The organism is Bacillus sp. FSL W8-0640 (assembly GCF_038007725.1).
Lineage (GTDB): Bacteria > Bacillota > Bacilli > Bacillales > Bacillaceae_G > Bacillus_A > Bacillus_A cereus.
In genome coordinates this window covers 168,836-195,694 of the sequence record NZ_JBBOXT010000002.1, presented here as the reverse complement: position 1 = coordinate 195,694, position 26,859 = coordinate 168,836, and the positions used below count along the sequence as shown (strand labels likewise).

Below are 26,859 nucleotides of genomic sequence, written 5' to 3'. Positions count from 1 at the left end.
AGCAGTAGGAATGAAAAATATAAGAGATAATGTTCCATATTAGATGTCATAAAAAAACGCCTCCTATGTCGTTATTGAAAACAAGACAAAAGACGTATAACTACCCGTTGTAGCTGACCGCGACCCTGTGTCAAGTCACCGTTAAGTCAACGGAAAATAAAAAACCGTATCAAACGTTAATTTGACACGGTTTCTATCAGTATGACCCCGGAGAGGCTCGAACTCACGACCTCCACCCTGTCAAGGTGGCGCTCTCCCTGCTGAGCTACGGGAGAAATGTTGATTTAAAGGCATTTACATGAGTTTATATAAGCGGGATTTTATTCGAAATACAATGGTTATTGTGATTTATGTGACCATTTGTGACCACAAAATTAAGTTCTTAACTGTCTGTATAATGGTAAAGGGAATGGGGTGACTCATTCCCTTTTTGCGTAGAGGGGGGCTATTTTCCACATTCTCTAGCCCTCTTATCAGAGAAGGGATACATAGCACATACATTCACACCAATGTCATGTATGAAACGCCGATACGAGACGTGTATTTGATGCTTTTTGTTCAACACAAACATTTCATCCGCAAGTATTTATAATATGAATCTCGAAGCGTATATGCTTAATCAGTTTGTATCTTGAAATTTCTATTTTGCTTGTGGAAAACAAGTATAATTACAATGGAAGTTTTTATCAACAAATTAGCCTAAGTAATTTGTAATGAAAATGTAACAATTGGTCAAATTATGCTCAATCCTTTGATGTTGCAGGGTTGAGAGCGTTTTACTGTGTAACTTCAACAGTAGAGGTTGAGCATGATATGATTAAGTTTGAAAACATTCTATGTATCAAAACATACATAAGTTTAATGATGATGAAGTGGCACGTATTATTCGGGATGTGAAAGAGAAAATCTATTCCAATGTGCGTGATAAGCTCATTCTTACATTTTTGTTGATACAGGTATTTGAGTTGGTGAATTATGTAATATCAAAAATGAAGATGTTACATACAAACAGATTAAAATACGCTACTTACCGAATGATTGCAGGCATTACTTCGTTCAAACACAGCTACGCAATGGTGTTAATGGTACACGCTAAGTTGAATCCTAGGGTACTATTACTATGACACGAGTATGACTGCTAACTATCTTAGAGGTACGAAACAGGATGGCTATCTTGAAAAAGGGGAATTTGTCTTCACAATTGAAGGATAAAAGACTTTGAAAACAAATTGCCTTTGTAAGTAGAGTGTAAATAAATTGGGGAATAATGATGTGTTAGATTTGATAAGGAAGGAACAATAATCAGTGAGGGGATGTATGTATATTGGATTTGCAATTATTTGAAGAGATGAAAGAACGGTTAGGCGATGCTGTTAAAAATGGCACTGGTGATAAGGAAAGATTCCATGTATATGCTTGGGAGGCTGGTATTGGAAAGAGTACACATGTAAATGACTCAATCATTGAGCATTACAACAAGTTTGCTTTTGAAGAAGGTGTCAAAAAGTTTCTTATTGTAAAGAAGTTTAAAAGTGATGTGTATGAAACGGTTGAAAGGTTGAAAAATGATGGTTTATTGGATATGTATGGGAAGGATTCGATAATTGGACTAACATCTGAAAATGTTAAAGAGTATAGTTTAGATGATATTAAAACGTGTATGGTTTTAATTATCACACATCAAAGATATATCGAAGCATGTTCAGAAGAACTTGCTGCATCATTTGGTGAAAGGGATACGCTCATTATAGATGAACAACTACAGTTTCCAATCACGAAATATGGGCGTGCAGAATACAATGACATGAGAAAAGATATACACTTATATGAAGGGCAAGTTTTGTTTGATAAGTGCTTTTTACCTTTACTTAAGAAATTGGATAGTGTTTATAAATCAGGAGACTATAACGATATTGTTACCTTTAAAGATTCATTTGATAAAGAAACATTGAAAGATTTCAAAAAATGGGTGAAAGTGAACGGTAACGATTTACGGAAGAAAAAATATAAAGATATTATTGAGAAGATTGAACTTCTACAAAAAGATGAATCTAATGGACTTATCCATAACAATGCTTTGTATCTGATTGACCAGTCAAAGAAATTCCGAAAGCTAAAGAATAATATTATCTTAGATGCAAGTGCAGACATTACGCCACTATATAGACTGAAAAAGCAATTTAAGATTGTAGAAAATAGACTTTGTATTGACCATTCGAAATCAAATATGGCATACATGAAGGTGAATACGAGTAAGTCTAGTTTGAAGAAGAATTTAGAGGCAATTATACAGGATATACAAAACAGGCTGAGAAACTTTAATGACAGTGACAAAAGAGTGTTAGTAGTCAGTCACAAAGAAAATGCTAAAGAGTTGAATAATACACTTAGGAACACCCTCAAAAAGGGGATTTACTACCCAAATGAAGATGAAAATGAAGAGGTGATGAGCTTTAAAGCAGCAACAGATTGGTACGGAAATATTGTTGGGAAAAATCTTTATAAAGATTATGATTTGTGTTTTATTGTTGGAACTAATAATATGCCTTTGCCAATATATCTATTGCAGTTTTATCAATATAGTACTGGAACAGACTTTAGTAAATTGCCAGATAAGATGGCATTAGAAGCAGGGAAATTTAAGATTGAAGAATTGGAGACTATTAGAAAAGCATTTGTTGCTTCAGACTTCTACCAAGCGGCAAGACGTATTCAACGTAACCAGAATCCTAAAGCAACATATATTCTGTATACATTTGATGAGGAAGTTATTGAGACGTTTAACTCAAAGTTTAAAAATCTGGTGGATATTATAGAATTAGACAATACAAACATAATAGGAGCAAGCACTTCTGCATTGGAAGAGAAGGCAGAAAAGATACTAAAATATATAAATGACAAGTATGAAGTGGGCGAAATAATCTTGAAGAAAGATGTTTCAGAAGCACTTGGAATCCCAAGTACTAACCTAGCTCGATGTTGGAAGAGCAAAGTTATCCAAAACATGGTTGATAGAGAAGTGATTGAGATTCGTCATAAAGAGATTGTGAAAAAGGGAGCTATTGAAGCAGACGAGCAACTCGTCAATGCTTCTATATAAAGAAAATTGGTGACGAGAAGAGATGCTAGGTGAATAAAAGTTGAGTTTTATTAACAATATATGTGTGCGCTAGATAATTGAGCACCTTTCGCCGAGCGAAAGGTAGCTCAATATTCTTTTAAAGCAGTAGAGCTTTAGCTCTACTGCTTTTTCTTATGCACAAGGTTAATTTGTTATTCATCATATTGATTCATTTCCACAACAATTCCCAAAGAATCGTGTAGAATAGTTGTAGGTGGAGAAATGGTATGAAAATACTAAGTGGGGAGGTTAAATGAATGAAAACTAAGCGTCAAATGACAGAAGAAGATATTAAATTGAAATACATAACACCTGCAATTGAGAAGGCAGGTTGGGATATACAAAAAGAAGTATTCTGTGAGCACGGTTTCACAGATGGTCGAGTTATTGTACGAGGTAACTTGACAACAAGAGGTAAGTCAAAACGTGCTGATTATTTATTGAATTACAAACCAAACTATCCAATTGCGATTGTAGAAGCAAAGGACAACAAGCAAGAAGTAGGTGCGGGTATGCAACAGGCGCTTGAATATGCGAATATTCTTGATGTGCCTTTTGCATTTGCATCGAATGGAGATGGCTTTATAGAGCACAATCGTAATACAGGAGAAGAACGCGAAATTTCATTAGATGAGTTCCCGACTCGTGAAGAACTATGGGAAAGACATGTGAGAGATGCGAATATCTCTACTGCTCAACAAGCAATTATAAATGAACCGTACTTTTTCCAATTAGGTGATAAGACACCAAGATATTATCAACGAGTTGCTATTAATAGAACTGTAGAAGCAATTGCAAGTGGTCAAGATAAAATCTTACTTGTTATGGCGACTGGAACAGGGAAGACATATACAGCATTTCAAATCATTTATCGTTTGTGGAAGGCAGGGCAGAAAAAGAAAGTGCTATTCCTTGCTGATAGAAATGTATTAGTAGACCAAACAATGACAAACGACTTCAAGCCTTTTGATAAAGTAATGACAAAAATTAAAGGCCATAAACTTGATAGCTCATATGAAGTCTACTTAGCTCTATATCACCAATTAGCAGGGGATGATGGTAAAGAACCGTTCCGTCAATTCAAGCCAGATTTCTTTGACTTGATTGTTGTTGATGAAGCACATCGTGGCTCAGCTAAAGAAGATAGTCGTTGGAGAAAGGTATTAGAATACTTTGACACAGTAGGTACGACACAAATTGGTTTGACTGCTACGCCAAAAGAAACGAAGGAAGCTTCAAATATTGAATACTTTGGAGAACCCATTTACACATATAGCTTGAATCAAGGTATTGATGATGGTTTCCTTGCACCGTACAAAGTAATGCGTATCGGTTTGGATAAGGACTTAGAAGGTTATCGCCCAGAACGAGGCAAGACAGATATATATGGTGAAGAAATTGAGGATAGAGAATATTCTCAAAAAGACTTCGACAAAAATATTATTATTGATGACCGCACAAAAGTTGTGGCAAAGCGTATTACAGAGTACTTGAAGAAGACTGACCGCTTCGCAAAAACAATCGCCTTCTGTGTTGATATTGACCATGCTGAGCGTATGAGAAGAGCTTTAGTGAATGAGAATAGCGACTTCGTTAAAGAAAACGACAAATACATCATGCGTATAACTGGAGACAATAAGGAAGGTAAGGCGCAACTAGATAACTTTATTGATAGAGAGAGCAAATACCCAACAATCGTGACAACGTCAAAGCTATTAACTACAGGTGTTGATGCTAAGACATGTAAGTTGATTGTATTGGATTCAAATATTAACTCTATGACCGAGTTCAAACAAATTATTGGTCGTGGAACGAGACTTGATGAAGAACATGGGAAGACGCACTTCACGATATTGGATTTTAGAAATGCGACACGTTTATTTGCTGACCCAGAATTTAATGGTGACCCTATTTCAGTTATTGATGTGCAAAAAGGTGGCGAGATTGAAATTCCAACTGATGATGGATTGGAACAAGTAGATGGTAGTGAGAAGAGCGAAACTGGTGGATGCATTCCTTTAATAGGTGGCTATATCGATGATGAAAGCAAACGACGTAAAAAATATCGTGTGAATGATGTTGAAGTACTTATTGTAAATGAGCGTATCCAATACTATGATGTAGGTGGTAAGCTCATTACGGAAAGCTTAGTAGACTACACGAAAAAGAACATCCAAGAAGAGTATGCAACACTAGATGAATTTATTCGTTCGTGGAATAGTGAGGATAAAAAAGGAGTTATCCTAAGTGCTTTAAAAGAGCGTGGTGTGTTATTAGAAGCACTTCGTGAACAGCAGCATCTAAGTGATTTGGATGAGTTTGATTTAATCCTTCACTTAGCTTATGACCAACCACCATTAACAAAAGCTGAACGAGTGAATAAAGTGAAGAAACGTGGTTACATCTATGAATATAAAGATGTTGCACGCGAAGTGTTGGAAATGCTGCTTGATAAATATATGAATGAAGGTATTTCTGAAATTGAAGGTACTGAGGTTCTTGAGTTGAATGAATTCAAGAAGTTTGGAAGCCCAATGAAAATTGTAAGAGCCTTCGGGAATAAGAAGAAGTATCTTGAAGCAGTGAAAAAGTTGAAGGATGAGATTTATATCTCGTAATTATAGAAAGTAAAGAGGTATTAGTATGACAATCAGTTCATTTGTAAAAACACTTCAAAACATTATGCGAAATGATGCAGGTATTTCAGGCGATGCACAACGTATTGAGCAAATCGTCTGGATGCTATTTTTAAAGATTTACGATGCGAAAGAAGAAGCATGGGAGTTTCACGATGATGATTATGAGTCAATTATTCCAGAAGAATATCGTTGGAGAAACTGGGCTGTAGATGAAAAAGATGGCGAAGCTAAAACAGGTGAAGCGTTATTAGGTTTCGTGAACAATGAATTATTCCCGACTTTAAAGGCAATTGAAGTAGACGAGCATACGCCAGTTAGCAAAGCAATTGTACGTTTTGCTTTTGAAGATGCGTATAACTACATGAAAGATGGTGTCCTATTACGTCAAGTTGCTAATGCAATTGATGAAATTGACTTCACTGACTATAAGGAAAAGCATGCGTTCAATGAAATCTATGAGCAAATCTTGAAGGATTTACAAGCGCAACGTGCATCTGGTGAATTCTACTCACCACGCGCAACAACGGACTTTATCACACTTATGATTAAACCTAAATTAGGAGAACGTGTAGCTGACTTTGCATGCGGCACAGGTGGATTTTTAACTTCGGCATTGAATCACTTGCAACCACAAATCAAATCAACAGAAGATAAAGATGTTTATAACAAATCTGTTTTTGGTATTGAGAAGAAGGCTTTCCCATATTTATTAAGTATCACAAATTTATTACTACATGATATTGATGACCCTGTGATTCTTCATGGAAACAGTTTGGATAAAAATGTCCGTGATTATAGTGAGAAAGATAAATTTGAAGTCATTATGATGAATCCTCCTTATGGTGGTTCTGAAAAAGAGAACATTAAAATGAACTTCCCGATGGAGCTAAGAAGTAGTGAGACAGCAGATTTATTTATGTCCGTTATTATGTATCGATTAAAACAAGATGGTCGTGCAGGTGTTATTTTACCCGATGGCTTGCTGTTTGGGACTGATGGTGCAAAGAAAGCAATTAAAGAGAAGATGCTGAACGAGTTTAATCTACATACGATTATTCGTTTACCGCATAGTGTTTTCGCGCCTTATACATCAATTCGTACAAATATTTTATTCTTTGATAAAACAAAACCAACTGAAGATGTTTGGTTCTATCGTTTAGATATGCCAGAAGGATACAAGAATTTCTCGAAAACAAAACCTATCAAGCTGGAGCATTTTCAACCTGCTATGGAGTGGTGGGATAATCGTAAAGTGATGGAAGAGGATAACGGCTTTAAGTCTCAACGGTACACAGCTCAAGAAATTATTGATGGTAATTACAACTTGGATTTATGTGGATTCCCACAAGAAGAAGAAATCATTCTTGAACCGCAAGAACTAATTGTAAACTATCAAGAAGAGCGAGCGCGTTTGAATACAGAAATTGATAGTATCCTTGTTGAGATTCAAGAAATGTTAGGTGATAAGTAATGGATGCTAAACAACTAAAGGATTCAATTCTACAATATGCAATGCAAGGGAAACTTGTTCCACAAGACCCGAACGATGAGCCTGCTATTGAGTTGTTGAAGCGGATTAAAGGGGAAAAAGAGCAGCTAATCGCTCAAAAGGTTATAAAAAAAGAGAAGGCGTTACCAGAGATTTCTGAGCAAGAAATTCCATTTGAAATCCCTGAAACATGGGAATGGTGTAGAATTAAAAATGTATATTATAATATAGGTCAAAAGAAACCCGACAAAAAATTCACTTATATTGATGTTGCTGCTATAGATAATAAGAATGGTGTGCTAAAGGAAGAATTAAGTGAAATAGAATCTGCAAATGCACCCTCACGAGCAAGAAAAGTTCTTACTAAAGGTGATGTGATATATGCTACAGTTAGACCGTATTTAAAAAATATTGCGGTGATAGATAGGGAATTTGCAAATGAACCGATAGCAAGTACAGCATTTGTAGTAATGACTCCTATACAAATTGAAGTTGATTTTTTGTACTATGTTTTGGTAAGTCCTATGTTTGATACACAAGTGGCATCAAAGGTTCAAGGGGTTACATACCCAGCGATTAATGATGCTAATTTTAATAACCTAGTAATTCCTGTTCCGCCTAAAAATGAACAAAAAAGAATTGTCGAACAAATAAAGAAATTGCAAAGTATGGTTTCATTTTATGGTGAAAAACAAGCAAGGTTAAATCAAATACAAAATGAATTCCCTGTTAAGCTTGAAAAATCAATTCTACAATATGCAATGCAAGGCAATTTATTGGAGCAAGATTCTACAAATGAACCTGCAAGCAAATTAATAGAACGAATTAAATTAAAAAAAGAAGAATTAATCATGAATAAGGTAATTAAGAAAGAAAAAGCTTTACCTGAAATAACAGATGAAGAAATTCCTTTCGATATTCCTGAAACATGGGAATGGGTGAGATTAGGTGAGTTAGCTAGTATAACTTCAGGAGCTACTCCTTTAAAATCGAACTCGAAGTATTATGTTGATGGAAATATACCTTGGTGCACGAGTACTGTAACGGGGTTGGAAATTGTAAACGAGCCTAATGCTTATATCACAGATTTGGCTTTAAAAGAATGTAGTCTCAAGGTTTATCCTAAAGGGACTCTTTTGATGGCAATGTATGGTCAAGGAAAGACTAGAGGACAAGTAACGGAATTGGGTATTGATTCTACAATAAATCAAGCCTGTGCAGCAATTGAATTATATAACGATACCATTACTACAACAGGATATATAAAGATTGCTTTAAAATTTGTATATAATACTATAAGGCAAAAAGCTGCGGGTGGAGCTCAGCCCAATCTGAATCAAGGTAAAGTGAAAGAAATATTGATACCTCTTCCACCAGTAAATGAACAAGTTAAAATAGTTGCAAAATACATTAAGTACCAGGAACAAGTAAGAGTGTTGTTATCAAAATAAACTTCATTTAACTGAGCACTATTGATACAAATTATTATTCCAATATTTTCGGTACTTTATAATGTATCGTATACATTTATCAAAAATGATTTGGTGAATGAGGTACTTTGATGAGATATGGCAATGCATGTATGTCTTCTGCAACTTTATATAGAGCAGTTAACCAGCAGTAAATTTAAAAAGAGGGACACATCAATCCTAGAGCGGAAGGATTGATGTGTTCCTCTTTTTTGTTTTTTCTAGGAAGATATAGTAGCTCAGTAGGTGCATTTTTATGATGTCGAATTTAGAGAATAATAAAATTTTGATTTTATTAATAGAGTCACTTTAAGACGGATAATAGTGGAACATTTATTTGGATTATAAAATGATATAAGTGCATGCTTGTAAAGCAGTAATTTCGATTTGGAATCTACATAACTTTTAACTAAAAAAATCCGTAATCAATAAGTAAAAGCTTTTTGTTAAATTATTTGGTTCCGCTAACATCTGGATAGTTGTTCTATCTCTTGAGCCTTAATAAACTTTCTTTCTAAATATACTGATGCATTATTATAAATTAATCTTGAGATTTTTTTAATCGTAACGCCCGAACCAGTCATCAACCTAAAGCTGTTTCCGTTCTTTCTTTTATAGATACTTAATTTAACATCATATTTAGCAAAGTGTTCTCTAAACTGTTCAAGTAACACTCTTGAATTTCCTACTATTTCAAATGAAAATCTAAATCTATTCGGGTCTTCTTTTCTAGGTGTATATGAAAAAGAACCATCGCCATCAATATAGCCCCTAATATAGTGGTGGATTAAATCCTCTCTTATAAAAGGCATTGAAAGAGTATCGGTCTTATTGATGACAACATTTAAATTATACAGGTCATTATAGAGTACTTGTGAGTTCAGTACGAATCTAGCTAATCTAGATTTTCCAAATCCCCTATCTGAAGAATCATTATCAAATTCATATATTTTCGAACTATAAGCGCCGATATGTTGTTTAAATAATTCTAAATGTTCTCTATCTGTATGTTTTAAGTTTATTTGAAGTCTAAAAGAATTCCATTGACTAGTTTTGGCTACAGAACCGTCAGCGCTAATGAAGCCTAACCAATAAGCTTTCTGCTCGGTATCTATATTTGTAAAGTAGTTCTCGTTAAAGAAATGTTTTCTCATTGTCTCACCTCTTAATTATTACTAACTAAAAAATCCATTATATCTATAGCATTCCCATCAGACGTCTATTGTATTCTTTCCTTTATGTTTATTGGAAAAGCCTCTATTGTGCTGTGTTGAATTCAAAGGGTATCTTAATAAGGAGATTGAGATAATGCCGATATTTCTATATAATTTTATATAGAAAAGTTTGGTAATATTTTATTGCTTTACTTAGAAGTGAAAATGGCTAGTTTTGTAAATAACATTGCTTGCATCTTCACAAAAAATCACAGAAAATTTATAGGTAGTAGGGGGGATGAATTTGGCAAAATTACTAGTTTTATCATTAGCGGAAACTACTAGTGATAAAGAAAAAGGCTATGCAGTCATTGCAAGAAATCTTGATAATAATTCTTGGGTGATAATTCCAACTCTTTCAAAAGAACTGTTTAAGATTAATGGGAAATATGTTTGGGATATATTTGCAATAACGGAAGCGGATATTGTTAGGAAGTTAGAAAATAGAGATGATGTTTATGAGGTCATAAGTGATAATTATGTTCCGTATTTAATTGAGCCAGCATGCAAGAGTAATAAAAAGAGAAAAGAAATCTTAGAGGAACTTTCCTTAAGCAGCATATCTGATTTGCAAGAAAGTCCATCTTGGGTAGGGATTATAAGGAATCCCCGAATTGAAGATTTATATTTTTATAAGAGAATGGAAGAAAGAGTTTTATATAATTCAAAGCAAACGTATTATTGGGAATGTCGACTGGATTTTAAAGATGAAAATGGGTATTATTGGAAATATAAAACAGCACCTGGAGTTGCTGTAAAGGATATGAGATTCAAAGCATATTGGAGAGATTTAATGCTTTCTAGAGAAGAGACGTTTACAGAGAAAAAAACAAAATGGATTAATTACATGCAAGAAAATGATACTTATTTATTAATTGAATTTTATCCAAGTCGCTATTTGAATTCAGTAGCTGTTATATCTGGTGTACTCTGTATAAATAAAAAAGAAGCGAGGCGAGATAATTGAAAGAAAAAATTTACTATGAACAATCTAGCGATAGAACTTTAGTACTTGATTCTCTTGTAGGGTTTGTTGATTGGGAAATAGGTGAAAAATCTTTTCCTCAATTACAAATAAAAGATTTACAAAAGCTAATAGAAGATAAGGGGCAGTCTTTTTTGAAAGCTTTACCACAGGATATTCTTATTTCTACAATAGAACGGTATAGCAAGCTTTCAATAAAGGAGAACAACGGGCAATCGTTTCTGTTTATGTTAAATAGAAATATCGGTGAAATAAAAAATCAAATTCTGCATGAAGATTTTGATAGTTTACATCGTTACGGTGGATTAATAATTACTTTGCTAGACGAAAAAGAAAAGAAGATTATTTTTATGATGCCTAATGTTAAAAAATATGAAAAGACATCAAAGAATGTTAGGAGTAACATTATTAAAAGCAATGTAATTAGTTCGTCTAGAAATTCCTATAGTAATGCTACGAATAATGAAGAGTATATAGAAGCGAAAATAAGCTTACCAAAGAATATGTTTAATAATAACCCAGAAGTATTAGAGTTAGCGATGAAAAATAATGATATGTTAATAGAACTTTCTCGTGATATGAATTCAAAACTAAATTATCTAAATAATTCTATAAATAATCTCTTAGAAGATAATCAGATGAAACTTGTAATGAGTGAAAAAGACAATATGATTGAAGAACTAAATTTTCAACTAGAGAAACTAATCCGAGATAGAAAGATAATGGATAATGAAAGAAAAAAAGCTGAATTAATAGCTTTAAATCAAATTAAAAGTGAGCTTAAATTATCTGCTATAGCTATTGAAAAGCAAATTGACCTCGAAGAAACAACAACATTAAAAGATAAATTTAAGGCTTTGTTAGGAGAGGTTTTAGATTCGGTAGAGATTAATTTAGAAGAAAAAAAGAGAATCATGGATAATGAGGATTTTAATTATAAGTTAGAGGCATTATCAGATAATTTTGATTCAAAAGTCCAGTCTTTGAAAGATATAAAAAGCGATTTTATTAAAAATAACATTATTAGTCCTAAAGGAGATTAAGAAATGTATTATGGTATAGACCTTGGTACTACAAATTCGGCAATTTCTTATGGCATTGAAATAAGTTCAAAAGATTTTTTTGAACTTGAGACATTAACAAATACTAATGGTGATTTACTAACACCATCAGTAGTTCTTTTTGAAGATGAAGAAGAGCCTCTTGTTGGAAAATATGCTTTAGACAATTATAAGCATGAACCTAGTAAAACTGTAAGATGGGTTAAGAGGAAAATGGGATTAGATTATAATTATAATTTTGGAAATAGGGAACTAAGCCCACAAGCTATTTCAGCTTGTATTCTCAAGGAATTAAAATCTTATGCTGAAAAAGGAAATATTGAAGATGCCATTGATAATGTTGTGATAACTGTGCCTGCTGATTTTGATACAAAAGCAAAACAGGCAACAGTAGACGCTGCAAAAATTGCAGGCTTTAAAGAGGTTCACTTAATTCCTGAACCTAATGCAGCAATTCTTAATTATATATATAAGACATATGAAAAAGAAAATTTAAGAGAGATTTTTTCTGAAAAAGAAAAGTATATGCTTGTTTTTGATTTAGGTGGGGGTACTTTTGATTTATCATTATCAGCAATTTGTTTTAATTCTGAAGGGAGATTAAGCACAAGAGTAGTAACTTCTTCAGGAAATAAGTACTTAGGTGGAATAAATTTTGATAAAGATTTAATGATTTATGTTTTAAACAAAGCTTTAAAGCTCTATCCAAAAGACATAGAACCATTAAGAGAATTATTAGAATTTGCCGAAAGACAAGATGATTACGATGGGAACGAAGAAATAAGAAATGCCTTAGCGCAACTTATAAGGGATTGTGAAGTGTGTAAAGAGTTTTTAAGTCATAATAATAAACGGACTGTTAGCTTTTTTTCACATGAGAGAAGAGTTTATAAAGTTGAAATTAGTAAAGGGGAATTTGAAAGATTACTAGCTCCTTATTTCTTGAAAATACAAAAGCATGTGGATGAAATCTTATTAAAAGCTACAGAAAGTACGAGTGATTTTAAAGACTGGTTAAATTTATCAGGAGTATTACTCGTAGGAGGGTCAACTAATATTCCTGCAGTAAAACAATATTGTAAAGATACGTTTAAACATGAACCAATTATCGGTCAAGAAGTCTATACCTCTGTATCAAGGGGAGCTGCTATATATGCTTCTATACTAGCTGGGAAAAATGTACTAATAGATGACTATAAAACAGTTATACCTCATGACTTTTACATAAAAAATGACCAGGAGTATTTGCCGATATTTAAAAAAGGTAGCATGAGTAAACAAAAAAACATTAATTATGAGATTCCTTTTGCCTTGGATACTAAAGCCCCTATTCAAATAATACAAAAATACTACAATGCAGAAGGTGAAGAAATTGATATATTACTAGAGACTATTAATTATTCTCACCCTTTCATGTTTACGGGAGATACTTTGGAAATGAATTTTAATATTGATGATGATTTAATAATGTCAGTCTCTACAAGAGAAGATTGTATAAATGACTCTGTAGAAGTTTCTTTTGATAATGAAATTAAATTTACACAGGAACAATTACAATTAGAAAAAGAGAAACTATATTTGGTGGGTGAGTAATGAATATGGTATTGGTGGAAACTGAAGAATCTATCTCAACCCCAAATAAGAAAAGTCATAAAGACATTATGTTAGATGATTATTTTAAAACTGTTTTAGAAAAGAACTTTAAAGTTTCTTATCTTATAATTGCGGGAGAGAAGGTTGAAGGGAATTTTATAAATAAGATTATAAATAGTATACTTGATGCCGTAGAGTTAGATGAATATCCTTCAATAAAAAATAAAAATCACTTTTCTGTTTATTGGGAATCAAATGAAATTATTGTGAAAATAAATAATCAATCCTCTGAAAATAATAATTCTTTGTGGGAGATAGTATTTGAAGGGAGATTTGCGACTCTAGAGGAGTTTCGAACTAGGTTTTTGTCAACTCTAGTAAATCGCAAGTTTATTAAGCAAAAACATTGTCTATATGATGAAATTTCTGATGAAATTTGTACTGTTGCATATCCAATACTAAGAGAATTAGAAAATATGTTAAGAAATTATCTTCTAAGGTTTTTCACAAAGAAATTTGGTCTTAAATGGTGGGATATTAATAAAACTCCTCAATTAGATGGGAAAGTAAAAGAAAGGGGAGAAAGAACGTTTGGTAGTTTGTTAGACCTACAACTTTATAGTATAGATTTCATTGATTTGACAGAATTGTTGGATGGGAAAGTAAGGATAGAAAACCATGAAGTTGTAGAGGCTATCGAATTCTTATCGAATGTTAGAGAAGATATAGATAAGTTTGATAGAAAAGTTGAAGGGTTAAATAATAAGTTATTAGGTAATTGGAAAAAGTTTTTTGAAGAACATATAACTATAGGGAATTTTATTGCAATGTGGAAAGATTTATATCAAATTAGATGTGATGTAGCTCATAATAGTTTTATGAACTTAACTAAATTCACTAGGTTAGTAGATTGCTATCATCAAATAAAAATACAAATTGATAGGCTAATTGAAGATATAAAAATTGTTAAGTCAATAGAATATGAAATACTAGAAAAGATTTTGGGGCTTAGCATTATAATCTCAAAGACTGATGTTGATACGTTACTTAAGTACGGGTCGATTCCGTTAAGCCCACAAAATTTTTCCAAGGAGACCTTGAGTACTTCTGAGTTCGATAGTTTATTTAATGCAGTGAAGGATGAACTGGGGATATTTGGAGAATACGAGGAAGAAGAGTACCAGTTTAATTTAGATAATGAAGATGATACTCCAATGCCTAATACGCAACTTACATCAATTATCAAAACCCTTGTCTTTTCATCAATTTCAGATGAGGTAACAAATGCATTACATGTTGGTTTGAAAAATAAGAAGTTTCTTTGAATATTAAATTATTAAAAGATAGTACGTAGTTAACTACGTACTATCTTTTTTGGTGATAATATATTTTTCGCATATTCTTTTTCATTAAATTGTTAGAAATCCTGTATGAATAATATTGAGTCTTCTGAATACTGATAGGATATAAAATTTCAGTTAATAATAAATGAGTATAAGCTATAATAAAATTACCATACACAGACAGTTAAGGACTCTAAGGAGGCTCTTAACGATGAAAGGAAGCGTCAAAAAAGATAAGAAAACAGGAAAGTATTTTTATATTGTTGATATTGGTATTGACCCTCTAACAGGTAAAAGAAAACAAAAGAAGAAAAGAGGATTTACTAGCAAAAAAGAAGCAGAAAATGCTTTAACAAAGGTACTCGCAGAAGTTCATACTGGAACATATGTAGAACCTAGCAAACTTTTTTATGGTGAATATCTTGAGAGTTGGTTTAATACAAAGAAGCACAGTGTTGGTATTCAAACAGCGAAGGTACTGAAAGGGTATTTAAACAGTCGCATCATTCCTTCTCTAGGCAATATCAAACTAGCCAAGTTAACATCACTGCACATGCAAAACTACGTCAATTCACTGCGAGAAGAGGGGTTAAAGAGAGGAACAATTGAGAAGATAATCAAAATCATTCGGAACTCTCTTGAACATGCGATTGATTTGGAGTTAATCACTAAAAATATTGCAGCTAAAACCAAGTTGCCTAAAGGTGATAAGAAAGAGTTAATCGTGTGGAACGAGCAGGAAATACAGCTGTTCTTAAAAGCTGCACAGGATGGCAGGTATTCTATTGTCTTTCATTTAGCTCTTGTAACTGGAATGCGACAAGGGGAATTGCTAGGGTTGCGATGGAAAGATGTTGATTTAGAAAAGGGACATTTAACCATTAGCCAAACGTTAAGTCATGATGGTAAGACGTTCTTACTTGGAGGAAAGACGAAATCAAGTTTAAGAAAGATACTATTGCCTGCATCAACAGTAGCAAAGCTAAAGAAACATAGAGCAGTTGTATTGAAAGAGAAGCTGAGTCAAGGTGAGGAATACCAAGACAATGACTTGGTGATGTGTACTCCTTCTGGAACGCCAATCAATCCTGCTAATGTGAGACGAAGTTTAAACGCTTTGATTAAGAAAGCAGCTGTTCCAAAGATTCGATTCCACGATTTACGTCATACACATGCTACTCTGCTATTGGCTAAAGGTGTGAATGTGAAGGTGATTTCTGAGCGGTTAGGACATAGTAACATCAAAATCACATTAGACACTTACTCACATGTATTGCCAACAATGCAAGAAGATGCAGTTAACAAAATAGAAGAGATTTTGTAGGTAATGTGACCAAACTTGTGACCACGACCCCTTTTGAATACAAGTTTACAAAATAAAAAACCGCATCAAACGTTGATTTGACACGGTTTCTGTACTTATGACCCCGGAGAGGCTCGAACTCACGACTTCCCCCCTGTCAATGTGGAGGTCTTTTTGATGTATTAATCTTTTTTCTGTATTATAAATTCCCAAAACTTCTTTAATTCCTCTTGCTTTTGGGGAGAGGCACTTTTAATAGCTTTAAACCATTTTTCTAATTCTGTATTATGTACTTCGGTACTATCTTTTGCAATGAATCCTATTTCTTCTAATAAGGATTTAGTACTTATATTCATTGCGTTTGATATCTTTTCTATTACTAAGAGTGTTGGTTCTACAGGTTTTCCAGTTCTTGAATCTACACCTTTTTCAAGTTTGTCTATATAAGTATGACTAACATCACATTTTTGAGCAAACTCGCGTAAGGATAGTTTATTTGTTAAACGATAATTTTTTATAATTTCACCAAGAGTTTTCTTCATATATAATCCTCCTAGTACAATTGTAAACAATAATTTACAAAAAGAAACTAAAATAGAGAAAAAACATGTAAAACATTGTTGACGATTAAGTAAACTATGGTTTACAATTGATTTGTAATCATATGAATACATAAGTGAAGAGGAGTAGAGCAATGAATAAGATAGCTGAATTAAGGAAAGAAAAACTAATATCACAAGAAAAGTTAGCGGCACAAGTTGGTTTATCGCGCACGTATATTTCTGAGATAGAGAATAATAAAAAACAACCTAATGTTAAGTTAGCCATAAAAATAGCAAAAGTTTTAGGAACAAGCGTGGAGTCTATTTTTAGCCCCTCTTGTAAACTATAGTTTACGATGATAGAGGTAGAGAATTTGATTGCCAATATAGCTGTTCCATCATAATTGAGATAGTCCAATTAATAGTAAAAAATACAGAAGAGGAAGTGTTCAATATGAATATGAAAACATTTGAAATGCGTGAAAAACGATTAGCAGAACTACTAGGTGCAAAAGTACTATGGGAATTTATCAGTGCCGTCACAGAGGAAATTGAAAAGCAGGAATTAGAGTCTACACCAGGTTTATTAGAAGATCTATTCATACATGTAAAAGAAACTATTCAAATTCAAAATATGAATCAACGCATAACAAAAGCCCCTGTAAAAACAGAGGCTGAAGGTATAAATAAAGATACATTATTTATGGAAGCATATGTAGAGTTAATCAATCATAAGTTTGTTATTTCTGAATTAGCTGTAGAGCTTTCATCTGTTCTAAAAGAATTAAATTGTTTTGTTCAATCATCTTTGCCACAGCTTCAAAGTGAGCTTGATTCTCAAGAACCTCAATCTGCTTCTCTTTAGGGAGTGATTGAAGTATTTCTTTTATTTCTTTACACTCGTATATGTTATTCTCCGAGTCTTCGATTAATTTATTGCGACGATTGGTGTATTCAAGTGCACCTAAAGTCGCTAATGCGCGAGGATCTAATCCTAGAATTTCCATGTATTCCTCTCCTTTCCTCTACAATAATTCGATAGGGGGAAGGAGATTCCTTTAATAATTTGGTAGAGTTTTTATAGTTATATAACATATTTTTTATTAGTGAGAATTTTATTTTGCAGGAATACTCTAGAATTAGACTTAAAATGTTTACCTTCGTCTAAATACAAGTTATACACACATATATTGATCTTATAAAGGTATATATTACACATAATATTATGTTAAAGGTGGCGAATTGTATCATGAAAGATTTTGTTCTCGAAAAAGAAAACATTATTCGTAAATATGGTGAATGGACCGCTTATGATATTAAATTAACGGATACTCTATATACAAGAGATATTCGACAACCAAATCCTGCGTTAAAAAAAATTGTGACAATGATTCAAGATATCACACAATGTGATTTTAAAAATCTTCGAATCTTAGATTTAGCTTGTTTAGAGGGGCATTACGCTATTGAGTTTGCTATGCAAGGAGCAACTGTTGTAGGGATAGAAGGAAGAGAATCAAACGTACAAAAAGCTATATTCGCTAAAGATTTATTAAGGTTGGAAAACTTAACCTTTTATCAAGATGATGTAAGAAATTTAAGTGCTGAAAAATATGGTCAATTTGATATTGTTTTATGCTCTGGTATTTTATATCATTTAGATTGCTCAGATGTATTCCCTTTTTTAGAAAAAGTGTATGAAGTATGCAAAAGGTTTGTAATAATTGATACTCATATCACTCATACTCCGAATGTATCAGTACTCTATAAAAATTATGAATATAAGGGGCACACAATGCTAGAACACTCTGCTAATTCATCAATAGAAGAACGTTTAAAATCAAAATGGGCATCATTAGATAACATTACTAGTTTTTGGATGACAAAATCCTCTCTATACAATTTTTTAACGCGAACAGGTTTCTCTTCTATAAATGAATCCAGAAGTTTAGTTCAAGAAGATAGGGTTACTGTTGTAGCTTTTAAGAAATATCCTATAGAAATTAAAAGCTCTCCTGAAACAGAAAAATACATTGAACCCGATTATTTAGAATGTTAAAAATAACACGTTTAAGTTTAATATCCTAATCACTCTGTATGAGGTTGTACTATATGCCTCTCAAGCTAAAATCTTAAAGTATCCCTAAACAAAATTATCAATTTTCCAAAAGCTATTTATATAAATGCAACTTGTTGTTTCCGTTTTGAGGGCACTATAAAGTTTTAGCTTGATAGCACCGCATTGCTATCAACTTAAAGAAATACTTCCGAAAACAAAAAATGAAAAGAATAATAAAAAAGCTTATCATAACGTGTTAAAGGATAAGCTTTTTTATTTAGAGTTCGATAGAACTCTTTACTTAGGAATTCCCCACTTCTAAACGAAGTGAAAGTGGGGGTAGTTCAATTGTAATTACAACAAATTAGTTAACAAAGACTTAAATACAAGTGGTTACTAAAATAGTGTTTTCTTAAATTGTTCTCATTTAATGTACCTCATGTATCAGTCTTCTTATCTCATTTTTTCTAAGAGTCATCCCAGCTTCAGAAACTGTGTAATGGAAACCAAAGAAACATGAAGCAAATTAATACAGTAAAAGAATAATTTAAAAATATGTTTAGATTATAAAGTGGTGCCAAGAAAGGATTGCTCATTTTATGCTTCTACAGTTCATACAATAAATTGATGAATTTCTAAAAGCGGAACCATATTCGGAAATTTAGGCTGATGGTGAGTGAAGTAAAGATGCTTGGTGTTGTGAAAAATTAGGTAGTTTAAAAGGGGATTTTTTATGAAGAATGAACGAGTAGTAACTTGTAATAAAAAAGGAAGTATTGCTGTCGTTACAATTCAAAATCCACCAGTCAACACTTTAAGTTTAGAAGTAGTTCAACAATTAGTAGATGTATTAGAGGAAATAGAAATTGATAATGATATTTCAGTCGTAATTATAACTGGAAGTGGAGAAAAGGCCTTTGTAGCAGGAGGGAATATAAAAGAATTTCCAGATTGGATGGGCAAAGGTGAAAAATATGCCGAGATGAAATCATTAGAATTGCACCAACCTCTTAATCAACTAGAGAATCTGTCTAAACCGACTATAGCTGCTGTTAATGGGTTAGCACTAGGTGGTGGATGTGAATTAGCACTTGCTTGTGACTTAAGGATAATAGAAGAACAATCTTTAATTGGATTACCGGAAATTACGTTAGGTTTATTTCCTGGGGCTGGAGGAACCCAACGCTTACCTAGATTAATTGGAGAAGGGAAAGCAAAAGAGATGATGTTCACAGGGAAATCGATTACAGCTAAAGAAGCAAAAGAAATAGGCTTGGTTAACTACATTACCCCTCGAGGAGAGGCGTTAAATAAAGCAAAAGAGATTGCAAGGGATATAAGTAAATTTTCTCTTCCAGCTCTCGCCTATATGAAGTTGGCAATTCGCGAAGGGGCAGCAGTACCTTTACAAGAAGGGCTTGAGATTGAAGCGCGTTACTTTGGAAAAGTATTTCAAACAGAAGATGTGAAGGAGGGGGTAAAGGCATTTATTGAAAAAAGAATGCCGCATTTTACAAATAAATAGAATGGGACAAAAAAAGTTATCCAGGTTTATTCTACACTATGTCAACATAGCTGCTGTTTTTAAAGCTATTTATTTGTTTTTCGCAACACCTTTCAGATCTAGTTCGTCTAATAAATAGATTTGTAGTAGCATGTCTATTTCAGAAGTGAAAATAAATAAAAAGGCGGAGGAATAGAATGGAAAATGGTACAAATGAAAAGGAAATAAATCAAACGCCTTTAGTAAGTGTATTAATTCCGACGTATAATCGTCCACACTACTTTGAAAAAGCTTTATGTAGTGTATTAGAACAAACGTATACTAATATAGAAATTATAATAGGGGATGATAGTACAAACGACGAAACAGAGAAAGTGTTACAAAAGTACTTGTATGATCATTCAAATATTATTTATATAAAAAATAAGTCAACTCTTGGACAATTTGAGAACTCACGTATGTTATTTCATAAAGCGAAAGGTGAGTATATAAACTTCTTAATGGATGATGATTTATTTCATGTAAATAAAATTGAAAAAATGATGAAATACTTTTTAAATGACCTAGATAATGAAATTAAGCTTGTAACATCCCATCGCCAAGTAATGGATGCAGAAGGAAACCTATTGCCAGATGTTTATGCAACGATGCGTTTATTTTTTACAGATACGATTATAGATGGGCTACAATTAGGAAAAATGGTGATTATGAATCAAAAGAATTATATAGGAGAACCGACAACGGTTTTATTTCGTAAAAGTGATTTAACAGAACCGTATGGTGTATTTGATAAAAGGCGGTATCTTTGCAACGTAGATGTAGCTTCATGGTTATCCTTACTGAGTAAAGGGAAAGCAGTATATATAGCGGAGACACTCAGTTACTTTCGATTACATTCAAATCAGCAGTTAAATGAATCTAATAAAATGATGGATGGGTTAGAGGATTTTTCTCATAGTATTATTATAGCTGGAGAAAAATATGGTTTCTTATCCTCCGAAGAGGAGTTAGACAGAGCTATTACAAATTTTCTAGACTATGCAAGAAGAATTGTTCCATCATCCATATTATATTCATTGGATTACTATCAACAAATCAAGCTAAAGAAAATAAATATTGAAAAGAAAAAACAGCGTATGAATATCAACTCGCACCTCCCAAAAGTCAGTATACTAATTCCTGCCTACAATAGACCTCATTACTTAGAATTAGCCCTCAAAAGTGCTTTGAATCAAACCTATGAAAATATTGAAATTATAATTTCTGACGATAGTACAAATGATGAAGTAAAAACAATGATCCAGCCATACTTAAAAGAACATGAATGTATAACATATGTTAAAAATGAAAATCCATTGGTGGCTGAAAATTTTAATCAATGTATAGAGCTTGCTACTGGTGAATATATAAATTTTTTATTAGATGATGATTTATTTCATCTTGAAAAGATTGAGAGAATGATGAAATACTTTTTTGAATTAGAAAACATTGCATTTGTGACGTCGTACCGTGAACTGATTGATGAGAATGGAGAGGTATTACCCCCCTCAACATTGAATATGAAAATTGCCACAGAAACTACAATTTTTGAAGGGAAAATACTAGGGAATTATATGTTGAAAAACTTAAAAAACGTAGTTGGAGAACCAACAACGGTTTTGTTTAATCGTAATTTTTTTGGAGGGAAATTTGGTTATTTTAAGGGGAAAGCATATTCTTCTATTAATGACATTGCAACTTGGTTAGATATGATGAGGAAAGGAAAAGCAGTTTATATACAGGAACCTCTTAGCTACTTTAGACAACATAGTGGACAAAATCAAAAACAAATGTACTTTATATTAATGACAATTGAAGAATGGATTGAATTAATTACAGATGCACATAATAGTGGGTTTTTAAATTCTGAACAAGATTATAAAGAGAGCTTATCTTATTGTTTGGAGAATGCGGGATTTATACTTAAGGATGCAGTAAGAAGTGGAGAACTAAATCAAATTTATAATGAAAAGATAAAAAGCGGGTTAATTAAACTAGTTACGCATATATTTGAGAAAAATATTTGTTATTGCCAATATTGCAATCAAGAATTTAAAAGTTTTTCTCCTTGGCCAGCACATTATGATTTTCTAAAATATGAATTTGAGATGTGGAATAAAGATACAGGTATCTGTCCAGTTTGCTATTCGATGGATCGTGACAGGTTGTATCGTGCGTACATTGAAACAGAAACGGATTTGTTAAGTAGGAATTATACTATGCTTCATATTGCACCTGAAGTGAAGGTAAGAGGATGGCTTAACCAGTTTAAAAACATTACTTATATATGTGGGGATTTAGAACCAAAGGATTCTTTAATGGAAGAAATTGATATTACGAGAATTGCATACGAAAATAATACCTTTGATGTTATTTTATGTAGTCATGTATTAGAACACGTGCCTGACGATGAAAAAGCAATGCGAGAATTATATAGGGTACTAAAGCCAAATGGATGGGGAATTATTCAAGTGCCAATCGCAATGAACGTAGATTTTATTATAGAGGATAAATCTATTGTAACGCCATTATTGAGAAAAATAGCCTTTGGTCAAGAAGATCATGTTAGGATTTATAATCGATCGGGATTTATTCAACGATTAACAGATGTGGGCTTTAAGGTGGAATTGTATAACTTAGCTCAGAAACAAGGAATAGAAATTGCTAGGAAATTCGGATTATCTGAAACGGATATGCTCTATATTGTTCGAAAATGATAGAAAGGAATAGATGCATATGGAGAATATTCCTTTTTTACGTGCGTCAATTGTACCTGCAAAAGAGTACTTAGATGAATTAGAGCGAATTGATATCTCCCACATATATACAAATTATGGACCTATAAATCAACGTTTTGAAGAAACCATTATGTCGGAATTTTTTCAGAACAGGGGAGCAGTTACAACAGTAGCAAACGCAACGTTAGGGTTAATGGCGGCAATTCAATGTAAGAAAAGAAAAAAAGGAAAGTATGCGCTTATGCCTAGTTTTACATTCCCTGCTACTCCATTGGCAGCTATTTGGTGTGGCTTGGAGCCTTATTTTATTGATATTTCATTAGATGATTGGTGTATGGATAAAACGGTACTTTTGGATAAGATTGATGAATTAAAAGAAGAGGTTGCAGTTGTTGTTCCATATGCAACATTCGGATCATGGATGGACTTGAAAGACTATGAAGAATTAGAGAAAAAGGGTATTCCGGTTGTTGTAGATGCGGCACCAGGGTTTGGATTAATGCATGAGGGTATACATTACGGTCAGAATTTTAGTGGTATGATTGTATATAGCTTTCATGCAACAAAGCCTTTCGGAATTGGTGAAGGTGGTATGATATATAGCCATAATGAGGAAGAGATAAATCAAATTAAAAGAATGGGTAATTTTGGATTTGATCATAATCGTGAATGTACGATGATGGGGTTTAACTGTAAAATGACTGAATATGCAGCAGCTATTGGGATTACAACGATAAATAAATGGAATCAAAAAGTGCAAGAACGAAATCGTATCTCTGAATGGTATAAACAGTTATTACAAAGTACGGGATTAATAAAAAAAGGCTGGCAAGTTCAAAAGACAAAAGCAGTTATTCATCAATTTATGCCTATTCTTTGTTCAGAAAAAATTAACAATATGCAGGTAATAGAAGAGTTAAAAAAGCAAAAGATAGAAGCTAGATCATATTTTTCACCATCTTGTCATCAACAAGATTTCTTTAAAAAATATAAGTCTACGGATTTAACAAATACAAATAAAATAGAAAAACGAATAATTAGTCTACCTTTATGGGAAGGGATGACAAAAGAAATCGTAGAGAAAATTATAATGTGTTTAATGCAGAAGGTGGTGTCCACAGATGAATAGTTTTTATAGTCAAGAAGAGTTGAGCGAAATTGGCTTTTTATCTGTCGGGGAAAATGTATTAATAAGTAAAAAAACCAGCATATATAATCCAGGTGCTATCTCTGTTGGAAACAATGTAAGAATCGATGACTTTTGCATTTTAAGTGGCAAAATTACAATTGGAAGTTATTCGCATATAGCGGCATATACAGCGTTATATGGAGGAGAAATGGGGATTGAAATGCATGATTTTGCAAATATTTCATCAAAAACAATTGTATATGCAGCAATTGATGATTTTAGCGGAAATACATTAATGGGACCGACTATTCCACATCAATATAAAAATGTGAAAGCTGGAAAAGTTATTTTAAAAAAGCATGCCATTGTTGGTGCGCATTCTATTATCTTTCCAAATGTAGTAATAGGAGAAGGAGCGGCAGTTGGTGCGATGAGTATGGTAAAAGAAAGTTTAGATGATTGGTATATGTATGCTGGGGTACCTGTAAGAAAAATAAAAGCTCGTAAACAAAAGATAGTAGAATTAGAAAATGAATTTTTAAAAAGCATTAATTCCTGAGTGTTTAAAAGATTTTGTTGCAGCATTTCTCAAAAAAATAAAAAAAGACATGTATGAGGGGATATTATGGTGATTACTGTATTATTTATGGGGCTATCTTATAGTTGTCTTTTTGTAGTAAAGAGGGTTGTTGTAACACATTGCTATCCCCTTAAACATTTCCAATGTCCCAAAGTAAAAAAACGTTATTCTTTCTAGATAAGCTAAATAGGAAAGGAGGACGTTTTTTTATGAATTTCTCGATTGAATCACCTTATATGATTCAAGTAACAAACAATTATAAAAAATTGTTTGTTACTTGAATGTATTTTGATTTGTATAGAGTTAAGTTTCACCTTCTAGTGTTGCGATATATAATCTAAGCTTCTATTTTTTAGTTGCAGATAATACCTTATAACAATGTCTAAAATAACAACAGCCATAAGAAGTAAATTCAATACATACAAATATACGTATCTAGAAAAAAATCTAATGTAATTTATGTTAAAAGAAGGGTGGTAACTTTAAAAATGGAAAATGAAACAAAGTTACTGGAGGATGAGTTGAAAAAACTTTTGATTGCAAATATAAATGATCCTGAGACACTATTAAAGTTAGGTGAGATTTACTACTCTAGTGGTCGACTATATTTAGCAGCAAATTATTTATCCTATGTTATGAAAATGACTAACAATATTGATTTATCCAACAAAGCAAATCAATTATTGTTTTTAGCAGAACGTGCAATCCAAATTAACATTAACGATAATATGCATTCTACTTCTGGATTTTTAGATACACTTATAATGGAACTTCTTAATTGCTTAAAGAACCATTATTACTATAATATCGATATTGGTTTATTTGAACTTATGCATGTTCGTCCCTCCATTGATTCAATTGTTGTAAATATCCAAAATGAAAAAGAAGAAATTCTGAAGCACCTACAAGGACTTGAAGAACTATATTTCAAACTGAACGATCCCTTTTCCAAAGAGTTATTAATTAAACTCTTGTCATTTCGATTATTAGGGAATCATAAAGTAAAGTTACCTTTAAATACTATTAATTATTGGAATCAAAGAAAATCTATTCAAAACCTCATTCATTCTACAGAAACACTTCAAACTAATTATCATAATTGGACGCTACAATTGTTTGATTTAACTCCTTTAAAGTATAATTTGCGGTTATTTTATGTTTCGATGGGAATTAGTGCAACTTTTTTAGATAAGCAGTATGAATACAATAAAGTTTCACCCGCAATAAAAGTAAAAGAAGGAGACATTGTTATTGACGCAGGTGGATGTTTTGGGGATACTGCTCTTTATTTCGCCCATGAAGTAGGAGAAACTGGCCATGTTTATACAATTGAATTTATACCAAGCAATTTAGAAATTATGTCGAAAAACATCAATTTAAATGAAACACTTCAAAATCATATTACAATTGTTAAACACCCTCTTTGGAATGATTCAAATACTTCGCTATATTATAAAGATCAAGGTGCTGCAAGTTTTGTATCATTTTCTGAAGAATCAGGTGTTACAGATAAAGTTAGTACCATCACTATAGATAATTTGGTGATAGAACAAAAACTTCATAAATTGGATTTCATTAAAATGGATATTGAAGGTGCTGAAATGAATGCATTAAAAGGTGCTATCCATTCTATAACTACATTTCGCCCTACGCTTGCTATTGCGATTTATCATCAAATCAGTGATTTTGTTAATGTTATGAAATTTATTAACGATTTAAATTTGGGATATCAATTTTATTTAGGCCACTATACTATTAATGCTCAAGAAACAATTTTATTTGCGGTTGCAAGAGAGAAGATGGAAGTGAGTGGTTAAAAATGAAGAATAAATCTCAAAGACGTCTTGCGGTAATTGATACCAAATTCCCTTGGAAGTTAAGTGGATTTCGTTATTGGGAGAATTACCAAATCTATAAAGAACGACCTGATACTCTTTACTTTGCTACTGAGGTATATACGGATGATTTTCCAACAAAAGTACATGATTTTCAATTATTTAATAAGATAGCGAAAGAAGAAGGAATTACCGATATATATTGTGTTTTTTTAA

General features: G+C 32.6%; 19 protein-coding genes. 17 read left to right on the top strand and 2 right to left on the bottom strand.

Annotated elements, in window-relative coordinates:
- The first annotated feature begins 1,324 nt into the window (after positions 1 to 1,324).
- The 4 genes from N2V80_RS28085 to N2V80_RS28070 all read left to right on the top strand — a co-directional run bounded on the left by N2V80_RS28085 (position 1,325) and on the right by N2V80_RS28070 (position 8,700).
- On the top strand, positions 1,325 to 3,100 hold the full coding sequence (locus tag N2V80_RS28085; RefSeq protein ID WP_061655534.1) for a hypothetical protein: 1,776 nt from the start codon (positions 1,325 to 1,327) through the stop codon (positions 3,098 to 3,100).
- 278 nt (positions 3,101 to 3,378) lie between these two features.
- A complete protein-coding gene (hsdR, locus tag N2V80_RS28080; protein WP_061655533.1) occupies positions 3,379 to 5,739 on the top strand; it encodes an EcoAI/FtnUII family type I restriction enzme subunit R in 2,361 nt (786 codons plus the stop codon).
- Between the two features lie 25 nt (positions 5,740 to 5,764).
- The gene (locus tag N2V80_RS28075; RefSeq protein WP_061655532.1) at positions 5,765 to 7,231 is read left to right on the top strand and encodes a class I SAM-dependent DNA methyltransferase; all 1,467 of its coding nucleotides are present in this window, start codon (positions 5,765 to 5,767) and stop codon (positions 7,229 to 7,231) included.
- Positions 7,231 to 8,700 carry a restriction endonuclease subunit S gene (locus N2V80_RS28070; RefSeq protein ID WP_061655531.1) on the top strand — a complete coding sequence of 490 codons (1,470 nt, stop codon included), beginning with the start codon at positions 7,231 to 7,233 and terminating at the stop codon, positions 8,698 to 8,700. The genes N2V80_RS28075 and N2V80_RS28070 overlap by 1 nt, the downstream gene beginning before the upstream one ends.
- A 482-nt stretch (positions 8,701 to 9,182) precedes the next feature.
- On the opposite strand, the gene N2V80_RS28065 is transcribed toward N2V80_RS28070, so the two are convergent.
- Entirely contained in the window at positions 9,183 to 9,872 is a 690-nt protein-coding gene (locus N2V80_RS28065) for an LAGLIDADG family homing endonuclease (protein ID WP_061655530.1), read from the bottom strand.
- Positions 9,873 to 10,176: 304 nt separating this feature from the next.
- On the opposite strand from N2V80_RS28065, the gene N2V80_RS28060 reads away from it, so the two are divergent.
- From N2V80_RS28060 to N2V80_RS28040, 5 genes are all read left to right on the top strand, one after another.
- Complete coding sequence (locus tag N2V80_RS28060; protein ID WP_061655529.1) at positions 10,177 to 10,899, top strand: hypothetical protein; 723 nt, start codon at positions 10,177 to 10,179, stop codon at positions 10,897 to 10,899.
- Positions 10,896 to 11,960, top strand: coding sequence for a hypothetical protein (locus N2V80_RS28055; protein ID WP_061655528.1), 1,065 nt, complete (start codon positions 10,896 to 10,898; stop codon positions 11,958 to 11,960). Before N2V80_RS28060 ends, N2V80_RS28055 begins: the two co-directional genes overlap by 4 nt.
- Before the next feature lie 3 nt (positions 11,961 to 11,963).
- Positions 11,964 to 13,571 (top strand): Hsp70 family protein, encoded by a 1,608-nt coding sequence (locus tag N2V80_RS28050; RefSeq protein WP_061655527.1) that lies wholly within the window; start codon positions 11,964 to 11,966, stop codon positions 13,569 to 13,571.
- Entirely contained in the window at positions 13,571 to 14,896 is a 1,326-nt protein-coding gene (locus N2V80_RS28045) for a HEPN domain-containing protein (RefSeq protein WP_061655526.1), read from the top strand. Before N2V80_RS28050 ends, N2V80_RS28045 begins: the two co-directional genes overlap by 1 nt.
- A gap of 229 nt (positions 14,897 to 15,125) precedes the next feature.
- Positions 15,126 to 16,238 carry a tyrosine-type recombinase/integrase gene (locus N2V80_RS28040; protein WP_061655525.1) on the top strand — a complete coding sequence of 371 codons (1,113 nt, stop codon included), beginning with the start codon at positions 15,126 to 15,128 and terminating at the stop codon, positions 16,236 to 16,238.
- Positions 16,239 to 16,399: 161 nt separating this feature from the next.
- Here N2V80_RS28040 and N2V80_RS28035 read toward each other — a convergent pair whose 3' ends face one another.
- Positions 16,400 to 16,759: a helix-turn-helix domain-containing protein gene (locus tag N2V80_RS28035; protein ID WP_061655524.1), complete on the bottom strand. Its 360-nt coding sequence runs from the start codon at positions 16,757 to 16,759 to the stop codon at positions 16,400 to 16,402.
- A gap of 152 nt (positions 16,760 to 16,911) precedes the next feature.
- On the opposite strand from N2V80_RS28035, the gene N2V80_RS28030 reads away from it, so the two are divergent.
- The 8 genes from N2V80_RS28030 (at position 16,912) to N2V80_RS27995 (ending at position 26,625) form a co-directional block, all read left to right on the top strand.
- Positions 16,912 to 17,109, top strand: coding sequence for a helix-turn-helix transcriptional regulator (locus N2V80_RS28030; RefSeq protein WP_001033047.1), 198 nt, complete (start codon positions 16,912 to 16,914; stop codon positions 17,107 to 17,109).
- A gap of 104 nt (positions 17,110 to 17,213) precedes the next feature.
- Positions 17,214 to 17,624, top strand: coding sequence for a hypothetical protein (locus tag N2V80_RS28025; RefSeq protein WP_061663539.1), 411 nt, complete (start codon positions 17,214 to 17,216; stop codon positions 17,622 to 17,624).
- Positions 17,625 to 18,008: 384 nt separating this feature from the next.
- Entirely contained in the window at positions 18,009 to 18,818 is an 810-nt protein-coding gene (locus N2V80_RS28020; RefSeq protein WP_000651404.1) for a class I SAM-dependent methyltransferase, read from the top strand.
- A 733-nt stretch (positions 18,819 to 19,551) separates the two neighbouring features.
- Positions 19,552 to 20,343 carry an enoyl-CoA hydratase gene (locus tag N2V80_RS28015; protein ID WP_061655964.1) on the top strand — a complete coding sequence of 264 codons (792 nt, stop codon included), beginning with the start codon at positions 19,552 to 19,554 and terminating at the stop codon, positions 20,341 to 20,343.
- Positions 20,344 to 20,519: 176 nt separating this feature from the next.
- A complete protein-coding gene (locus tag N2V80_RS28010; protein WP_061655965.1) occupies positions 20,520 to 23,078 on the top strand; it encodes a glycosyltransferase in 2,559 nt (852 codons plus the stop codon).
- A 19-nt stretch (positions 23,079 to 23,097) separates the two neighbouring features.
- The gene (locus N2V80_RS28005) at positions 23,098 to 24,228 is read left to right on the top strand and encodes an aminotransferase class I/II-fold pyridoxal phosphate-dependent enzyme (protein ID WP_061655966.1); all 1,131 of its coding nucleotides are present in this window, start codon (positions 23,098 to 23,100) and stop codon (positions 24,226 to 24,228) included.
- Entirely contained in the window at positions 24,221 to 24,787 is a 567-nt protein-coding gene (locus tag N2V80_RS28000; protein ID WP_061655967.1) for an acyltransferase, read from the top strand. The genes N2V80_RS28005 and N2V80_RS28000 overlap by 8 nt, the downstream gene beginning before the upstream one ends.
- Positions 24,788 to 25,296: 509 nt before the next feature.
- The gene (locus tag N2V80_RS27995) at positions 25,297 to 26,625 is read left to right on the top strand and encodes an FkbM family methyltransferase (RefSeq protein ID WP_061655968.1); all 1,329 of its coding nucleotides are present in this window, start codon (positions 25,297 to 25,299) and stop codon (positions 26,623 to 26,625) included.
- Positions 26,626 to 26,859: the final 234 nt, after the last annotated feature.

What these genes read in the sequence shown, in the direction of transcription:
- hsdR (WP_061655533.1), top strand. Translation starts at nt 3,379, where the DNA reads ATGAAAACTAAGCGTCAAATGACAGAAGAAGATATTAAATTGAAATAC.
- N2V80_RS28000 (WP_061655967.1), top strand. Translation starts at nt 24,221, where the DNA reads ATGAATAGTTTTTATAGTCAAGAAGAGTTGAGCGAAATTGGCTTTTTA.
- N2V80_RS27995 (WP_061655968.1), top strand. Translation starts at nt 25,297, where the DNA reads ATGGAAAATGAAACAAAGTTACTGGAGGATGAGTTGAAAAAACTTTTG.
- N2V80_RS28075 (WP_061655532.1), top strand. Translation starts at nt 5,765, where the DNA reads ATGACAATCAGTTCATTTGTAAAAACACTTCAAAACATTATGCGAAAT.
- N2V80_RS28035 (WP_061655524.1), bottom strand. Translation starts at nt 16,759, where the DNA reads ATGAAGAAAACTCTTGGTGAAATTATAAAAAATTATCGTTTAACAAAT.
- N2V80_RS28025 (WP_061663539.1), top strand. Translation starts at nt 17,214, where the DNA reads ATGAATATGAAAACATTTGAAATGCGTGAAAAACGATTAGCAGAACTA.
- N2V80_RS28040 (WP_061655525.1), top strand. Translation starts at nt 15,126, where the DNA reads ATGAAAGGAAGCGTCAAAAAAGATAAGAAAACAGGAAAGTATTTTTAT.
- N2V80_RS28050 (WP_061655527.1), top strand. Translation starts at nt 11,964, where the DNA reads ATGTATTATGGTATAGACCTTGGTACTACAAATTCGGCAATTTCTTAT.
- N2V80_RS28070 (WP_061655531.1), top strand. Translation starts at nt 7,231, where the DNA reads ATGGATGCTAAACAACTAAAGGATTCAATTCTACAATATGCAATGCAA.
- N2V80_RS28030 (WP_001033047.1), top strand. Translation starts at nt 16,912, where the DNA reads ATGAATAAGATAGCTGAATTAAGGAAAGAAAAACTAATATCACAAGAA.
- N2V80_RS28045 (WP_061655526.1), top strand. Translation starts at nt 13,571, where the DNA reads ATGAATATGGTATTGGTGGAAACTGAAGAATCTATCTCAACCCCAAAT.
- N2V80_RS28020 (WP_000651404.1), top strand. Translation starts at nt 18,009, where the DNA reads ATGAAAGATTTTGTTCTCGAAAAAGAAAACATTATTCGTAAATATGGT.
- N2V80_RS28015 (WP_061655964.1), top strand. Translation starts at nt 19,552, where the DNA reads ATGAAGAATGAACGAGTAGTAACTTGTAATAAAAAAGGAAGTATTGCT.
- N2V80_RS28065 (WP_061655530.1), bottom strand. Translation starts at nt 9,872, where the DNA reads ATGAGAAAACATTTCTTTAACGAGAACTACTTTACAAATATAGATACC.
- N2V80_RS28010 (WP_061655965.1), top strand. Translation starts at nt 20,520, where the DNA reads ATGGAAAATGGTACAAATGAAAAGGAAATAAATCAAACGCCTTTAGTA.
- N2V80_RS28005 (WP_061655966.1), top strand. Translation starts at nt 23,098, where the DNA reads ATGGAGAATATTCCTTTTTTACGTGCGTCAATTGTACCTGCAAAAGAG.